Source organism: Flavobacterium sp. HJSW_4, assembly GCF_042436695.1.
Classification (GTDB): Bacteria; Bacteroidota; Bacteroidia; order Flavobacteriales; family Flavobacteriaceae; genus Flavobacterium.
The window spans coordinates 270,952-287,309 of sequence record NZ_JBHNPP010000002.1 but is presented as its reverse complement, the minus strand read 5'-3'; the positions used below and the strand labels follow the sequence as shown (position 1 = coordinate 287,309).

Genomic DNA, 16,358 nt, shown 5'->3' with positions numbered 1-16,358 from the left:
TGATACTTAATTGTATCAGCTTCTTTTCTATACTTTTTTAACCTTTTTGAGTGCTTCAACGTAATATTCGTTTACTTTTTCCCAATTAATATGCTGGTAAAAAGCATCGATATAACTGCCTTTTCGGTTTTGATAATCTAAATAATAAGCATGTTCCCAAAGATCAATTCCCATAATTGGAGTTCCTGGAATCAAAGCATTTTTCATTAACGGATTGTCTTGATTGTCAGTTGTGGTAATTTGTAATTTACCGTATCTGTCAACAACAAGCCAAACCCATCCAGAACCAAACTGCTTTTCAGACTGTGCTTTAAATTGATTGGTCAAGTTATTAAAAGAACCAAACTCTTTATTAATAGAACCAGCAAGCGTATCTTTTGGAGTCTGCTCTTTTGGGGTTAAAATATTAAAATAAAGAGTATGGTTGTAATAACCACCAGCATTCTGACGAAGCTTTGCATTATTCAAATCTAACTTTTTCAAGATATCCTCAATCGGCATATTTTCATATTCAGTTGAAACAATTTCTTTGTTAAAACCGTTTGTGTACGATAAATAATGCTTCGAATAATGAGTTTCTAAAGTCAAAGTTCTAATGTCAGGAGCAAGACCATCATAATTAAATGTCAGTTTTGTCATTTCAAAAGAACCTGGATCGGCTTTAACATCATTTGGCGAACCAATAGTAATTTTCTCTTCTTTTGTTGGAAGAGGAACCTCAACTACTTCAACAAGCTTGTCCTCTTTACAGGAAAATAATAGTAAAAATGAAGCTAAAGTGCTGAAAATAACAACGTTTTTCTTCATAATGTTTTTATTTTGATGTTAATGAATTGATGATCTCGATATAGTTTTCTTTGGCTTCATCGCTAGATATATGGCTAATTTGCATCCAAGCATTGGTTTTAAAAGCATCTCTTAAATCAAAATTCTCAGTTTGATTGTAAACTGCTGTTCCAAAAGTCGCCTGTTTGTAAAAAGCGTAAAGTCTTAACTGCACGTCTTGCGGCAGAGAAGCCTGAGTCATTGTCATTGCAATTTCTACGGCTTTAGTAAAGCGAATATCTAAATCTTTATCAGCCATTTATGCTTTTGTCGCAATAATTGTTTTTCCACCAATTGCTTTTTGATTCAATTCTACATTGATTGGTGTACCTAAAGGTAAAAATAAATCTACTCTTGATCCAAATTTAATGAAACCAGCGTCAGTTCCCTGAACAACTTGTATTCCTTCTTTTGCATAATTTACAATTCTACGAGCCAATGCACCCGCAATTTGTCTGTATAAAATAGCACCGAAAGTTTCATTTTCGATTACTACTGTCGTTCTTTCATTTTCTTCACTTGCTTTTGGATGCCAAGCAACAAGGAATTTTCCAGGGTGATATTTACTAAATTTGATGATACCATCCATTGCGTAACGCGTTACGTGCACATTGATTGGTGACATAAAAATAGAAACCTGTAAACGTTTATCTTTAAAATATTCTCCTTCATAAACTTCTTCAATAACCACCACTTTTCCATCAACTGGAGCTAGGATGTGATCACTGTTTCTAACTGCAATTCTCTTCGGATTTCTGAAGAATTGTAAAATAATGATCAAAATTACAAGCGCTGCAATTTGAACAAGCATTCTAAGCCAATTGATATCAATAAATCTTTCAGCAATTAAAAGTACAGCTACAGTAAATACAGTACCTAATAAAATGGACGGGCCTCCTTCTTTATGAAACATAATATAAAATTTGATAAAATAAAAATATAATTGGTGCTACAAATATAACACTATCTAATCGATCTAGAATACCTCCGTGGCCAGGCATTATTGAACCGCTGTCTTTTATGCCAGCAATTCGTTTAAATTTAGATTCTATTAAATCTCCAATAGTTCCAAAAATACTCACAATTAATGCGATTATAGTCCAGATTAAAATCGATTTACTACTAAATTCAGGTTTAGGCTGAATATAGAGTTTAGAGATCAAGAAACCAGCAAAAGCGGCAAAAACAACACCGCCAATAAAGCCTTCGATTGTTTTTTTAGGAGAAACGCGTTCAAATAATTTGTGTTTTCCCATTGATTTTCCAACCAAATAAGCAAAAGTATCATTGGTCCAGATTAATACAAATAATCCCAAAATAATCTTCGGATTATAATCATTTGTTCCAAAAGAGATTTTTACAATAAATACAAATGGGAGTGTAATATACCCAAGCAAATATAAATACTTTGAAGAAGTGCTTATCTTTTGAACTGAATCATAAAATAAGAATATGATGCATTTTATTGAAACCACTATTGTAACGGCTAGAAGAACCAAGTCCAATTGCTTAATATTGGTTTCTAGAGTTATATTGGCGTTAAAGGTTTCGTTTAAAAATTGGGTCGTTTGTTTGTTGTAATGACTTACAAGAATAATTACGGAATAAACTAAAGTTCCAAAGAGAATGGAAAACACTTTGTTTAAGTTTACTATATTAGAAAACTCATATATAGTAATAATCAGGAAGACCCCGAAAAGAGTAATAAAGCTTTCTGTAGAAAACAATATTGAGGTTAATAATAAAGCGATATAAACAGCACCAGAAATGGCCCTCTTCAGCGTTTCGTTCATCTTAAAGATCTTCTAAAAGCAGTAAATAAAGGTTTTTTGCAACACTTCCGTATTGTGTAAAATCTTCGTCTTTCGCTTTTTCGAAATATTTTATTGTAGTGATATTAGTAGGTATGTCTCTTTCGTATTTGCGTTTTATAGCGCTTAATCCGTCGCTTTTCATAGGAAGGATTTGGCTTGTGGTTGCTATAATAACAATGCTAGCAGGTAATTCGTTTGGTTTATTTTGTCTAATTTGTTTTGATGAAAATAAAATAGAACCTTCGTCAGCAATAAGATTTTCACAGCTTGCTAATAAGAATCTTGGGTTTGTTGGAGCTATATAAAATAATTTATTTTCTTCCAATAAGGCAAATAATGCTGGTTCGTAGCATAAAACTTCATTTTCGAACCAATCGTTTTCTTCTAAAATGTTTTCAAACTGTTCAGCAACTTCTCCCATGTTTTCGCAGTACAAAAACTTACCTCCATTCTTTTTGAAGTTGAAAATAAATTGCTCATCTAACGATAAATGACTGTTCTGCGCAGAAGTACCAGCATATTCGCTTTCGTTCTCCTCGTCAGAAGCGGCTTCATGAGAGCCAAATATTTTTTTGAAAAAATTCATTTTTTATATGAAATGCTTTACATGTTAATTGAAAACGTTCAAAGATAAAAAAATCTTAATTCAAAAGGGACTTTTGAATTAAGATTTTGAAAATTTATTACGTTTTTCGTAATTATTTATGAAACTACTTCTTCTAAATTTTTGTCAAAAGTACGTTTTCCAAATATGTTTTCTAAATCATCTTTAAAGATAACTTCTTTTTCGATAAGAATATCAGCAAGTTGATTTAGTTTGTCTTTGTTTTCTTCTAAAATTTGAATTGCTCTCTGGTATTGACCTTCGATTAATTCTGAAATTTCAGCATCAATGATTTTTGCTGTTTCATCAGAATATGGTTTAGAGAAATTGTATTCGCTTTGTCCAGTTGAATCGTAGTAAGTAACGTTACCGATTTTATCATTCAATCCGTAAATAGTTACCATAGCACGAGCCTGACGAGTTACTTTTTCTAAGTCGCTTAAAGCACCAGTTGAAATTCTGTCAAAAGTTACTTTTTCTGCAGCTCTACCTCCCATAGTAGCACACATCTCGTCTAACATTTGATCTGTTCTTACGATTTGTCTTTCTTCTGGCAAGTACCAAGCAGCACCTAAACTTTGTCCACGAGGAACAATTGTAACTTTAATAAGTGGAGCAGCATGCTCTAACATCCAGCTTACAGTTGCGTGACCAGCTTCGTGAATTGCGATTGCTCTTTTCTCTTCTGGAGTAATGATTTTGTTTTTCTTTTCAAGACCACCAATAATTCTATCAACAGCATCTAAGAAATCTTGTCTGTCTACAGCTGGTTTGTTATTACGAGCAGCGATTAATGCAGCTTCGTTACAAACGTTAGCAATATCAGCACCAGAGAAACCTGGAGTTTGTTTGGCTAAGAAGTCAAGATCAAGACCTTCAACTTTTTTGATAGGAGCCAAGTGAACAGCAAAGATTTCTGCTCTTTCGCGAATATCTGGTAAGTCAACAAAAATTTGTCTGTCAAAACGTCCAGCACGCATTAAAGCTTTGTCCAAAACGTCAGCTCTGTTCGTCGCAGCCAAAACAATTACGTTAGAGTTTGTACCAAAACCGTCCATTTCTGTTAGTAATTGGTTCAATGTGTTTTCTCTCTCGTCGTTTCCACCAGACATATTGCTTTTTCCTCTTGCTCTACCAACAGCATCAATCTCATCGATGAAAATGATGGCAGGAGATTTTTCTTTTGCTTGTTTAAATAAGTCACGAACACGAGATGCTCCAACTCCTACAAACATTTCTACGAAATCAGAACCTGATAAAGAGAAGAAAGGTACTTGAGCTTCACCAGCAACAGCTTTTGCTAATAAAGTTTTACCAGTTCCCGGAGGTCCAACAAGTAGAGCTCCTTTCGGGATTTTACCTCCTAGGTTCGTATACTTTTCAGGGTTTTTAAGGAATTCAACAATTTCTTGAATTTCTTCTTTTGCACCTTCTAAACCAGCAACATCTTTAAATGTAGTTTTGATATCTGTTTTTTCGTCAAAAAGTTTCGCTTTAGATTTTCCAATATTGAAAATCTGTCCGCCACCTCCAGCGCCTCCGCCAGACATTTTACGCATGATGAAAATCCATACACCAACAATGATGATGATAGGAAGTAAGCTGATTAAAATATCGCTCCAGTTATTTTTTTGAAGAAAGTTGAAATCTTTCAATTTTCCTTCAGTAACTGCTTTTTCTAATTTAGTTTGAAAGATTTGATCGTTACCAATTTCCAAAGTGTAATGTGGACCTTTGTTTGGTTGTTTGAAAATATCTTCAGCTACTTTTTTGTTTGCTGGGTCTTTAAGAGCCGCAGCATTTAAATATACCTCAGCTTCTGCTTTGTTGTAAACAATTACTTTATCAATTTGGCCTTTTTCTAAAAGCGTATTGAATTTAGAAGATGTTAATTGGGCAGGTTCGCTTAAGCTTGATCCTCCTGTGGCAAAACTTATGAATAAAAAAACTAAAAGTATTGCGGTGTATATTAACCAAGGACTTATTTTAAATTTATTCGGATTTGGATTATTATCTTTAGCCATTTAATGAAAGTTTCTTTAGTATTTGTTCTCGATTGAAGTTATTTTGGCGTCGCCCCAAAGGCTTTCGATGTTGTAATATTCACGAATATGCTTTTGGAAAACGTGTACCACAATGTGTACATAGTCCATAAGTACCCATTCTGCGTTATCTGTTCCTTCTACGTGCCAAGGTTTATCTTTTAAGTCTTTTGATACAGTTTTTTGAATTGAGTTTACGATGGCGTTAACTTGGGTGTTTGAGCTACCATTGCAAATAACAAAATAGTCGCATACAGCAGTATCTATTTCTCTTAAGTCAAGAATATCGATATCATTTCCTTTTACTTCCTCAATCCCTTTGATTATGTTCGCCAGTAGAACATCATTATTAATAGTCTTTTTCGCCATGAATTATTTTATATGAATTTGTAAAGTTACCAAATTTTGTGATTATTTTTGAACCTTAACAAAATATTAAATTAAGATATTTAAATTATTTAATGAAACTAATCAAACTCGATGCCATAGATTCTACAAACGACTTCCTAAAATCATTGGCAAGTCAAGATGAAGTGGAGAATTTCACAGTGGTAACAGCTGAAAATCAGACAAAAGGGAAGGGGCAAGTCGGCGGTGTATGGAAGACTCAGGCTGGTAAAAACTTAACAATGAGCGTTTTGGTTAAGGATTTTCTCTTTGGTAATGAAGAAGTTTTCAATTTGAGTGTTCTGGTCTCTTTATCGGTTGCAGAGGTTTTAAAATCGTTAAATATTCCTGATATATGTATTAAATGGCCAAACGACATTCTGTCATACAATAAGAAGCTTGTTGGCATATTAATCGAAAATACCTTAAAAAGTGATGGCAGAATCGTGTCAGTTGCTGGAATCGGAATCAATGTCAATCAAACGGATTTTGACGAATTGCCAAATGCTTCTTCATTGGCAGTAATTGCAGGAAAAACTTTTGATAAAGAAGAAATAGCAATTTTAATCGTCGAAAAACTAAAAGAAAAGATCGAATCGTGGAAAACCGAATCGCAAAATTTCTGGAACGATTATTTTAATTTTCTATTTAAAAAAGGCGTTCCTACAGCATTTAGAGACAATGACAATAAAGATTTCATGGGAATCATTGAAGGTGTTTCTCCATTCGGAAAATTGCAGGTTTTGCTAGAAGATGATTCTGTGGTGGAATTTGAGATTAAGGAAGTGAAAATGCTTTATTGAGAATAGGGACAAAGGCTCAAAGGTGCAGAGGTTCAAAGGTTTCTTTCATTGTGAATAAAATCGTTCCTCGAAATGACAAAAATGCGATAAAAACTTTGCGACTCCGCGACTTTGCGAGAGCATAAAACAAAAAAAGTCCAATCGTTTAAGATTGGACTTTTTAATTTATAATTCACAATTAATAATTAACCATTATTAAAGTTTGTGCATATTGTTTGCTAAAGTTTCAATAAACTTACCAATTGGACCTTTAACCATCATCGCCATCATAGCGTTGAATTCGCCTTCAAAGAACAATTGAACAGCGCTTTCTGAATCAGAAATTGTATCAATGTTTGAAGTTAGCGTAAACGGAAGTTTATCACTTGCAGCACCCAAAACGATTTTGTTTGGAGCCACTTTTTCTTTCATTTTTAATTTGATTTCGGGCATCCCTTTCAATCCAAAAATAAAAGCGTCTTCACCAGTCACTTCAAATTTAGCGATATTGTCTGGCATTAATTTTTCGAAATTCTTTACGTCAGTCAGTTGGTCAAATAAATCCTGAGCTGATTTCTGAACTGTAACTTTTGGACTTTCTAAGTTCATATTTATCTTTTGTTTTTATTTATTTTAAACAGTAACAACAAAATATATTCCAAAATTTCAAATTCCAATAATCTAAAATCAGAAATCTAAAATCTGCAATTTATTCTTGCCCCCAAGTTGATGGACTTGCGTTCCATTCCAACAAAGTCGATTGTTGATCTTCTGTGATATATTGTTTTTGAACTGCTAAATCTAGAAGATTTTCGTAGTTGCTTAAAGTGAATAAATCAATATTAGCTTCTTTGAAATTTTCTTCAGCAACACCAAAACCGTATGTAAAAATCGCCGCCATACCTTTAATATTAGCACCTTCGCTTCTTAAAGCCTCCACAGCCATCAAACTGCTTTTTCCAGTACTAATTAAATCTTCGACAACCACAACATTTTGTCCTTTTTGTAAAAAACCTTCCACTTGGTTTTGTCTACCATGTTTTTTTGGCTCCGGACGCACATATACGAAAGGAAGACCTAAACTTTCGGCAACCAAAATTCCAACTCCAATGGCTCCAGTAGCAACACCAGCAATCACATCAGGCTTTCCAAATTGTTTTTCGATGTTCTTAGCAAATTCATCACGAACATAGTTTCTGATGCTCGGAAATGAAAGAATTAACCTATTATCGCAATAAATAGGAGATTTCCAACCAGAAGCCCATGTAAAAGGATTTTCGGGATTCAATTTAATTGCATTTATTTGCAAAAGCAATTCGGCTGTTTTTTCGGCAGTATCTTTATTAAAAATCATAGTACAAATGTATAAAGTTTTTGTAAACGACAAACCACTTTTTTTGACAAATGAAATCTCGAAAGAAACAGATTTCCAATTGTTCTTGTTGGAGAGTATTGATATCGAACAGCTTATTATAAAAATTTTTCAAAATAAAATTCAAAAAGCGATTCTATATCATCCCGACGAAAGTGAAATGATGAAAACCCTAAAAGCCAAAATTCCGGTGAATAAAGCGGGCGGAGGCTTTGTCTACAATAAGAAAGGCGAAGTCTTGTTTATCTTTAGAAACGGAAAATGGGACCTGCCAAAAGGCGGAATCGAGAAAGGGGAAGACATCGAAGCGACGGCAATGCGTGAGGTAGAGGAGGAGACAGGAGTAAACCAGCTTCGTATTACGAATAAACTTCAAAAAACCTATCATATCTTTAAACGCAATGGAAAATACAAACTCAAAATCACGCATTGGTTCGAAATGCAATCTGATTTTGAAGGAACACCACACGGACAAATTGAAGAGGGAATAGAAAAAGTAGCTTGGTTAAACCCAGAACAAATCAAAGAAGCGCTAAAAAACTCTTACGAAAACATTAAATTGTTATTCGAAGAAGACCATCACGCTCCAGTAGATTTAAAACCAAAAAAGGAAAACTTAGAATCTTAAGAAGCTCAAAAAAACTTAACATCTTAGCGTCTCAGTATCTTAGGATTATGGCGTGCCACCAATAAAAAAAAAGACCCAATCAACTTTGCGTTCATTGGGTCTTTTTTTTATTGCTGTCGGGCTTTCGCCGCTACTTCGGTAGCATGGCTCTATCCCTCACGCGAAACGGCTTCGTTTGTAAGATTTTGTTTATTTTTAAGTAAATTTTCATTTTTAATTAATTCATATTTCAAAAATCGTACTTTTGTTAAATAAGTAACACTTTTGATTTATGAGCACACTAACAAAACCAAACCACATAGGACGAAAAATAAGCCGAATTCGTGAACTTAGAGACATGAAGCAAGAAGCTTTGGCTCAAGCTTTAGGAACAAACCAACAGGCAATTTCTATTTTGGAAAATAGTGAAACCATCGATGATGAAAAGCTAAACGCGGTTGCAAAAGCTTTAGGTGTAAATGTTGATGCTCTTAAGAACTTTTCGGAAGATAGTGTAATAAACTATTTTAATAATTTCTATGATGAAAGTGCAAAAGGACAGATATTAAATAATTCCTGCACCAATCTTACTTTTAATCCGTTAGAAAAGCTAATTGAAGCTTACGAAGAAAACAAAAAGCTTTACGAACGTTTAGTTCAAGCAGAAAAAGAAAAAGTAGAATTTTTAGAGAAAATATTGAAAGATAAATAAGTTTTTATTCTTTCTTGATAAAAGAAAAGCCTAATAAAATTTGATGTTTTTATTAGGCTTTTTTATTTCAATTTATGTCGCTGGTGCGAGCGTCTCGCTCGTGAAAACTATCTAAATTAATACAGTAAAAAAGGTCATGAGCGGGACTCTAGTACTAGCGAGGGAAGCAGATTATTATCGATTAATGAAGTAAATTATGCAATATATTCGTATAAATATAATAAATCCTATATTTGGTGATTCGGAAGTTTAACAAGATTTATAAAATAAATAAAAGATTACATGAGCGAAGTTTTAAATGTGTTTAATGCTTATAATAATTTCACAAAATCTCTTCTTATTTCCATTATAGTTATGTTCTGTTTTTGGACAGTTCCATTTTGCATTTTTAAACCCGAAATATTTGCGTTTCCATTTTATATGCAAATTGGCTTAGTGGTAGCACTAACGATATTGTGGTTTATTGTAGTATCCATTCTAAGTATTCCAATATTGGCATACGTAGATGCAGAGCAAGAAGCAATTATTTTAATACCCAGTTTTTTTGCTATGTTTTATTTGAATATTTCAATTGTTGTTAGTTATTATTATTCAAATAGTTTTACTTACTTTTTAAGAGTAGCCGTAGCAATTGCATTATTGGGTTTTATAATAAAATTGTGTGTTGTTGGACTTTTATATAGATATACCAAAAAGAAATAGAGAAAATCCCTTATGATTAAAGATTTATTTGTATCGTTTACCGATAATTTTAAAGAAAAAACGAATAACCCATTTTTAGGGACTTATTTACTTGTTTGGCTAATCCGAAATTGGGATTTGATATATAGTTTATTCAATTTTGATAAAAAAGTTACAAGATGGGCTAAAATTCAATTTGTCAAAAATTATTATCATCAAACTAATTTCATTGAAAATTTACTTGTAAATATTTTGTGGTCATTTGGTCTTCTGATTTTGACTTATATTCTTTTAAATATTTCAAGATTTATTGTTAATGTGTCGGAAAAACGTTTAACTCCTTGGATTTATCAAATTACTGATTCAAAATCGATTGTTTTAAAAGAAGAGTACGACAGGGTGCGTGCTGAGAATGATGATTTACAAACTCGTTTAGATAATGAACGACAAAGTAAATCCAGATTAGAAACGATAATTAAAGCTCAAGACGAAAATATAATTGAACTTTCCAAGTTAAAAGCAACTAATACTGAACCAGATTTCCAAGATCCTGATGTTGAATACCAACTCAGTGATTTAGTTAGTAAAATTATTAATGGCGGAAGCCTAAAAAGTTATGAAGAAACTGTTCTTTTAATTCAAAAAGGTAAACCAATTAATGATAATAATAAAAATCTTGATTTTTTTATAACCTTGGGTTTAATTGCTTTTGATAGGCGTTTGACTAATAGTGCTAATTATTATAAGCTAACGCAAATGGGTAAAAAAGTATTAGATTTTATTAGGATTCGTAATATTAAATAGATAGAATCTTTTTAAAAAGTATGTCGTTTACTTTGTCAAAGTTTCAAACTTTGACAAAGTTCTAAGCGTACAGCTTTGCGACCTTAGTGTTTTGCTAAACTCAATCAAAATCAAAAAAACTTAGCGCACTTTGCGTTTAAAAAAAACTAAAGCACTCGATAAACAGGATACTGCATATGCGCCTTTTCATAATAAACAGAATGTTTGTAAATCCAGTCTAATTGTGCTTCGGCGCTTTTTGCAAATTCGCGGTCGTTTTGTTTTTTGGTTTCCAATTCCGCTTTTAAGGTTGGATTATCTTTTAAAAGCTGAGCGGCAGTATCTTCAAAAATATATTCTGAGTAATGTTCTTTTTGCTGTAAAATGGCATCGAAGAAATTCCAGTTAAAGAACGAATCAACACCTTCTGGTTCAAAAGCTTCTAGAAGATATTTTACGCCTTTTTGGTTTGTTGGAACGTAATAATCCCCTTTAGCGAAATTCATTTTAACCTTTTTAGAAGTTACCGTTGTGTTTCGGTGTGGGTAATGTCCTTCATACGCAAACGAAGACGTTTTAAAATCGGCAATTCTATAGCTTTCAACCTCAACAATTGTATCGTTTTTAAATTGTCTGAAAGTGATGTTATTGTTTTTCAGCAGCTCAATAATATTCCAATAACCTCTAGGAACAACATAAGCCGTCGGAATCACAATTTCTTTAGCCGATTTGAATTCTTTAATATACGGAACGTCTTTTTTATACGGTTTGTTTCGGTCGTAATACAAACGATCTCCAGTTGTCGCCTCGCTTTTTTTGTAACCTGCTTCGTAACCTAAAAAGGAGAATTTGGTCGTTTTTGTGCTGTCCATTTCCCATTTTAAAGTATAGGATTTTTTAGGCTGATATTGCTCTAAATTCTTCACACGAAGCTCTTTGATTTTCTGATAATTGGCATCGGTAAAATCCATCGTCGATTTCATGTATTCGTAAGTCATTTTTACACGTTCTGCATATTTTTTCAGCATGTGCGTTTCGACCACAAAACCAATCGTATTAAACAAAGAAGTGTAACCCGTTGTATATCGTGGACTGTCAACAAATTGCCCGAAACCTTTATCTGGCGTATCTTTAAACGAATCTACATAAGGCGTCGTTTCGATTTTCTTTTTCTGTAAATCTTTTACTAAAGCTGGCATCATTTCGTCATTCATAAAATCGCCCAAAACCGTTCCCAATTTATTGTGCTGCGTCATGATATAAGTCAGTTTGTATTGGTAATCAGAACCGTTGCTCACATGATTATCAATAAAAACATCAGCGTTTATTTTCTGAAAAATCTCCACAAAACTTTTCGTATTTCGAGTATCCGATTTCATTAAATCACGATTCAAATCGTAGTTTCTCGCATTTCCTCTAAAACCGTAAATTTCAGGTCCGTCTTGATTGGCACGAGTTGTCGAATTTCTATTTAAAGCTCCACCAATATTATAAACCGGAATGGTAACCAAAACGGTGTTTTTTGGCGCTTTCATTTTTCCAGTTGCCAAATCTCTGTAGAATTGCATTGTCGCGTCGATTCCGTCAGGCTCTCCCGCGTGGATTCCGTTATTGACAAATAAAACAGCTTTGGTTTTCTGGATTTTATCAAAATCAAATTCCTTGTCAGGATTAAAAGTAATCATGTGCAAAGGTTCGCCAGAATCTGTCAGTCCCATTTCTTTCATTTGAATGGTCGGAAAATCATTCGCCAGCATTTTAAAATAAGCAATAGTTTCTTGATATGATGCAGATTGATTTCCGTTTCCTTTCTCAAAAAAGGTATCATATTTTTTGTTGTTTTGAGCGAAAAGAGAAAGCGTGAAAAGTGAAATGAAAATGGTAAAAAGTTTCATGGTTTTGGTTTTAACTGAGAATCAAATATAGTTTTTTTGTTTCAAGTTTCAGGTTTCAAGTTTGATATGCTTTACCTATAATTTAGTTTCACGCAGATTTTGCAGATCTAAGCAGATTAATTTTGATTTTTTTGAATCTGCTAAAATCCATTTTAAGTTTGCGTAAAATTTGATCTTTGCGCCATTTTCCTCTCGCAGATTTGGCAGATTTTTTAATTTGATATTTAGATTTAATCTGCTTGATCTGTCAAATCTGCGAGAGATAAATATCTGCTCAATCTGCTCTAATCTGAAAAATCTGCGTGAAACAAAAAAACACACCATTCAAACTTGAAACTTGAAACAAGAAAAACCTGAAACAAATTTTCCCTACTTTTGCAGCATGAAAAAACACCATTCCAACGATATACTTTCGAATTTAGGCATTAAAAGCCTGAACGAAATGCAGGAAATGGCACATGATGCTATTTTAAACGAAAACAATACTTTACTACTTTCTCCAACAGGATCTGGAAAAACATTGGCTTTCCTGCTTCCGATATTGGAATTGTTACAGCCAGAAGTATTGTCTGTTCAGTGTTTGATTTTGGTTCCGTCTCGCGAACTTGGACTTCAAATTGAACAGGTTTGGAAAAAAATGGGAACGCAATACAAAGTCAATATTTGTTATGGTGGACATTCAATAGATACTGAAATCAAAAATTTAAGCAATCCGCCAGCGGTTTTAATTGGAACGCCAGGAAGAATTGCCGATCATATTGAAAGAGAAACTTTTAGAACCGATAAAATTCAGACTTTAATTTTAGACGAGTTTGACAAATCGCTGCAATTAGGTTTTCACGAGCAAATGTCTTTTATAATTGGAAGACTTTCAAAAGTAAATAAGAGAGTTTTGGTTTCTGCGACTTCAGATATTGAAATTCCGAAATATACAAGAGTTGTAAATCCGGTTGTTTTGGATTTTATTCCAGAGGAAGAAGAAAAGGCTAATCTTTCTATGAAAATGGTGATTTCGCCAGCAAAAGATAAATTGCCAAGTTTATTCAATTTGATTTGTTCTTTAAAATCAGAATCAGCGATTATTTTCTGTAATCATCGCGATGCTGCAGAACGTATTAGCGATACTTTAAACGAAAAAGGAATCTATTCGGTGTATTATCACGGCGGAATGGATCAGGAGGAGCGTGAGCGTGCTTTAATTCAGTTTAGAAACGGAAGCGTTACGTACTTAGTTACAACAGATTTGGCTGCAAGAGGTTTAGATATTCCAGAAATGAAACATGTTATTCATTATCATTTGCCTTTAAAAGAAGACGAATTCACGCATAGAAATGGGCGTACAGCGCGTATGCAGGCAACTGGAACGGCGTATGTGATCATTCACGAAAGTGAAAAAGAATTGGATTATATTGATTATGAAATGGAGGTTTTAGATGTTGAAGGTAAAGTCTCATTGCCAAAACCACCACAATTTCAGACTATTTATATCAGTGGCGGAAAAAAGACAAAACTGAACAAATTTGATATTGTCGGATTCTTTTCTCAAAAGGGAAAATTAGAAAAAGGCGATTTAGGATTAATTGAAGTAAAAGATTTCGTTTCGTTTGCGGCGGTAAAGTACAATAAAGTAAAAGACCTTCTGAAAAACATTAAAGACGAAAAAATGAAAGGCAAGAAGTTTAAAATCGAAGTTGCCCGTAATGTCATCAAGAAAGAGGAAGACGAGAAGAGAGGGAAATATTGATTTTAGATTTTAGATTGTTGATTTCTGATTTAAGATTTTTTCAAAATCGCTACGCTCTTTTGGAATTTGGTTTCGAAGGTTTAGGATAAATTTTGTGGTTTATTTGTTTGTATTTCAATGATTTATAATTGCGTAACTAAGTTTTACAATTTTATGTTAAAAAAATAACGAATTGATAGGTGTTTTTTCAATATTTCTATGTTTTTTTGTGATCGTAAAATTGTAACCCCAAATACTATATGAAAAAGATTATTACTCTTGCCGCATTGTTTTTTACTTTTATTTCGTTTGCACAGGTTAAGGTACTAGAAACAGTTCCTGTAGAAAAATTAGGAAAAGTAAATAACAACTACATTCAGAAAATTGGTGACGAATACACTGTGTATTACACTATCGTTCAAAGTGATGATGATTCGACTTTGAGAAAATTTTCATTTAAAAACATCGACAATGCATATAACTCTTTATACAGCATTATCATGGGTGGATTTACAGCTTCTCCGTTGTACGATATCAAATTAGAGTTACCTAACAACTACATTTGGTTGCACTACACAGGAAATGTTGTTCCAGACAAAGCTACAGTACAATTTATGGTTTCTGGAAAAGAAAGAGACGCAGCAACAAATAACGTTTCTGAGCCATTCGTAAAAGATCAAATCAGTAAATTATTCCAAAAATAATTCTTTTTTGAGGGACAAAGCCTCAAAGGAACAGAGGGACAAAGGTTTTAAACTTTTCTCTTATATCATAAATAAAAAAAGCTGTTCTATTGAACAGCTTTTTTGTTTTTAGGCTCAAAGTTTCAGAGTAACAAAGGTTCAAAGATTTGATTTCAGTTAGAAACCTTTGTCCCTTTGAACCTTTGTTACTTTGTCCCTAAAAAAAGAAACTATATTTTCTTCACGTATTGTGTAATAATCACAATCTGCTGGCCATCAACTTTTCCTTCAATGTATTCAGCGTTTTCGTGGTCTAAACGGATGTTTCTAACAGCAGTTCCTTGTTTGGCAACCATGCTAGATCCTTTTACTTTAAGATCTTTGATTAAAACCACAGAATCTCCGTGTTGTAGGACTACGCCGTTACTGTCACGGTGAACTAATTTGTTTTCGTCTTCTTCGCCTTCTCCAGTTGCTTTTGCCCATTCTAGAATATCTTCATCAAGATACATCATATCTAGTAATTCTTGTGGCCATCCAGCAGCGCGCATACGGCTTAACATTCTCCAAGCCACAACTTGTACAGGAATATTTTCGTTCCACATGCTGTCGTTAAGGCATCTCCAGTGATTCAAATCTACGTTGTCTGGATTTTCAATTTGGTCAATACAAGTGTTACAGGCTAATACAGCTTCATCAATTCCGCCTTTTCTAGTTGGAAGAACTTGATAAACTTTTAAATTTTCTTCATTTCCGCAAAGTTCACATTTAGATCCGCTACGTTTGCTTAATTCTCTCTCGATGCTCATTATTTATTGTTTGTTTTTAAAATGCGAAATTACTTATAATTTGCTTCGCGGACAAATATTATATTTTGATTGTTGCATGTCATTGCGAGGAACGAAGCAATCTAACTAGGATATGCGTTGTGCAATGCAAATGCGATTGCTTCGTTCCTCGCAAAGACTTTTTTATGGAGTTTATTTCTTAACTCGAACCGCATCTGGAACCAGCATTTCATATTCGCCACCATGACGCAATACATCGCGTACAATGCTCGAACTGATAAATGAGGTACTTGCAGCTGTCAGTAAGAAAACCGTTTCTATTTTGGATAGTTTTCTATTCGTGTGTGCGATTGCTTTTTCGAATTCGAAATCGGCTGGATTACGCAAACCTCTTAAAATGAAATTTGCTTTTTCTTTTTTTGCCAAATCAATTGTTAATCCTTCGTAAGTGATAACCCTAACTTTTGGCTCATCTTTGAAAGTTTCTTCAATAAAGCGTTTTCTTTCTTCTAACGAAAACATGTATTTTTTTTCGGCATTAACACCAATGGCAATTACAATTTCGTCAAATAAAGGAATTCCTCTTTTGATAATGTCTTCGTGTCCTAGTGTAATTGGGTCAAACGATCCTGGGAATATGGCTTTTCGCATTTTTTTTTA

The 16,358-nt window shown here is 33.5% G+C and carries 19 protein-coding genes; 7 read left to right on the top strand and 12 right to left on the bottom strand.

Annotated features, from left to right (window positions below; genetic code table 11):
- Window positions 1-27: 27 nt before the first annotated feature.
- The 7 genes from ACE01P_RS03100 to rsfS all read right to left on the bottom strand — a co-directional run bounded on the left by ACE01P_RS03100 (window position 28) and on the right by rsfS (window position 5,654).
- Window positions 28-807, bottom strand: coding sequence for a superoxide dismutase (locus ACE01P_RS03100; protein WP_379694015.1), 780 nt, complete (start codon window positions 805-807; stop codon window positions 28-30).
- A 7-nt stretch (window positions 808-814) separates the two neighbouring features.
- Window positions 815-1,084 carry an acyl-CoA-binding protein gene (locus ACE01P_RS03095; RefSeq protein ID WP_379694012.1) on the bottom strand — a complete coding sequence of 90 codons (270 nt, stop codon included), beginning with the start codon at window positions 1,082-1,084 and terminating at the stop codon, window positions 815-817.
- Window positions 1,085-1,738, bottom strand: a complete 654-nt coding sequence (locus tag ACE01P_RS03090) for a phosphatidylserine decarboxylase family protein (protein WP_379694009.1) — start codon at window positions 1,736-1,738, stop codon at window positions 1,085-1,087.
- Window positions 1,728-2,618: a phosphatidate cytidylyltransferase gene (locus ACE01P_RS03085; protein WP_379694006.1), complete on the bottom strand. Its 891-nt coding sequence runs from the start codon at window positions 2,616-2,618 to the stop codon at window positions 1,728-1,730. Before ACE01P_RS03085 ends, ACE01P_RS03090 begins: the two co-directional genes overlap by 11 nt.
- Before the next feature lies 1 nt (window position 2,619).
- Complete coding sequence (locus ACE01P_RS03080; RefSeq protein WP_379694003.1) at window positions 2,620-3,225, bottom strand: lactate utilization protein B/C; 606 nt, start codon at window positions 3,223-3,225, stop codon at window positions 2,620-2,622.
- Between the two features lie 116 nt (window positions 3,226-3,341).
- Window positions 3,342-5,267 (bottom strand): ATP-dependent zinc metalloprotease FtsH, encoded by a 1,926-nt coding sequence (gene ftsH, locus ACE01P_RS03075; RefSeq protein WP_379694000.1) that lies wholly within the window; start codon window positions 5,265-5,267, stop codon window positions 3,342-3,344.
- Window positions 5,268-5,282: 15 nt separating this feature from the next.
- Window positions 5,283-5,654: a ribosome silencing factor gene (rsfS, locus tag ACE01P_RS03070; RefSeq protein ID WP_008462770.1), complete on the bottom strand. Its 372-nt coding sequence runs from the start codon at window positions 5,652-5,654 to the stop codon at window positions 5,283-5,285.
- A 92-nt stretch (window positions 5,655-5,746) separates the two neighbouring features.
- Here rsfS and ACE01P_RS03065 point away from each other — a divergent pair, with 92 nt between their 5' ends.
- The gene (locus ACE01P_RS03065) at window positions 5,747-6,475 is read left to right on the top strand and encodes a biotin--[acetyl-CoA-carboxylase] ligase (RefSeq protein ID WP_379693997.1); all 729 of its coding nucleotides are present in this window, start codon (window positions 5,747-5,749) and stop codon (window positions 6,473-6,475) included.
- A gap of 195 nt (window positions 6,476-6,670) precedes the next feature.
- Here the strand turns inward: ACE01P_RS03065 and ACE01P_RS03060 are convergent, their stop codons facing one another.
- Window positions 6,671-7,063, bottom strand: coding sequence for an SRPBCC family protein (locus tag ACE01P_RS03060; protein ID WP_379693994.1), 393 nt, complete (start codon window positions 7,061-7,063; stop codon window positions 6,671-6,673).
- Between the two features lie 100 nt (window positions 7,064-7,163).
- Window positions 7,164-7,808, bottom strand: a complete 645-nt coding sequence (gene pyrE, locus ACE01P_RS03055; protein ID WP_035648398.1) for an orotate phosphoribosyltransferase — start codon at window positions 7,806-7,808, stop codon at window positions 7,164-7,166.
- A gap of 7 nt (window positions 7,809-7,815) precedes the next feature.
- On the opposite strand from pyrE, the gene ACE01P_RS03050 reads away from it, so the two are divergent.
- The 4 genes from ACE01P_RS03050 (at window position 7,816) to ACE01P_RS03035 (ending at window position 10,630) form a co-directional block, all read left to right on the top strand.
- Entirely contained in the window at window positions 7,816-8,454 is a 639-nt protein-coding gene (locus tag ACE01P_RS03050) for an NUDIX hydrolase (protein WP_379693990.1), read from the top strand.
- A 271-nt stretch (window positions 8,455-8,725) separates the two neighbouring features.
- Window positions 8,726-9,145, top strand: a complete 420-nt coding sequence (locus tag ACE01P_RS03045; RefSeq protein ID WP_379693987.1) for a helix-turn-helix domain-containing protein — start codon at window positions 8,726-8,728, stop codon at window positions 9,143-9,145.
- Window positions 9,146-9,427: 282 nt separating this feature from the next.
- Entirely contained in the window at window positions 9,428-9,847 is a 420-nt protein-coding gene (locus ACE01P_RS03040) for a hypothetical protein (RefSeq protein ID WP_379693984.1), read from the top strand.
- Between the two features lie 12 nt (window positions 9,848-9,859).
- Window positions 9,860-10,630: a hypothetical protein gene (locus tag ACE01P_RS03035; protein ID WP_379693982.1), complete on the top strand. Its 771-nt coding sequence runs from the start codon at window positions 9,860-9,862 to the stop codon at window positions 10,628-10,630.
- A gap of 146 nt (window positions 10,631-10,776) precedes the next feature.
- Here ACE01P_RS03035 and ACE01P_RS03030 read toward each other — a convergent pair whose 3' ends face one another.
- Window positions 10,777-12,504, bottom strand: a complete 1,728-nt coding sequence (locus ACE01P_RS03030) for a M14 family metallopeptidase (protein ID WP_379693979.1) — start codon at window positions 12,502-12,504, stop codon at window positions 10,777-10,779.
- 382 nt (window positions 12,505-12,886) lie between these two features.
- Here ACE01P_RS03030 and ACE01P_RS03025 point away from each other — a divergent pair, with 382 nt between their 5' ends.
- Window positions 12,887-14,248 carry a DEAD/DEAH box helicase gene (locus ACE01P_RS03025; RefSeq protein WP_379693976.1) on the top strand — a complete coding sequence of 454 codons (1,362 nt, stop codon included), beginning with the start codon at window positions 12,887-12,889 and terminating at the stop codon, window positions 14,246-14,248.
- A 239-nt stretch (window positions 14,249-14,487) separates the two neighbouring features.
- Window positions 14,488-14,931, top strand: coding sequence for a hypothetical protein (locus ACE01P_RS03020; protein ID WP_379693973.1), 444 nt, complete (start codon window positions 14,488-14,490; stop codon window positions 14,929-14,931).
- A 209-nt stretch (window positions 14,932-15,140) separates the two neighbouring features.
- Here ACE01P_RS03020 and ACE01P_RS03015 read toward each other — a convergent pair whose 3' ends face one another.
- Window positions 15,141-15,719: a PhnA domain-containing protein gene (locus tag ACE01P_RS03015; RefSeq protein ID WP_379693970.1), complete on the bottom strand. Its 579-nt coding sequence runs from the start codon at window positions 15,717-15,719 to the stop codon at window positions 15,141-15,143.
- Between the two features lie 171 nt (window positions 15,720-15,890).
- A complete protein-coding gene (gene coaD, locus ACE01P_RS03010) occupies window positions 15,891-16,349 on the bottom strand; it encodes a pantetheine-phosphate adenylyltransferase (protein WP_379693968.1) in 459 nt (152 codons plus the stop codon).
- Window positions 16,350-16,358 lie beyond the last annotated feature (9 nt).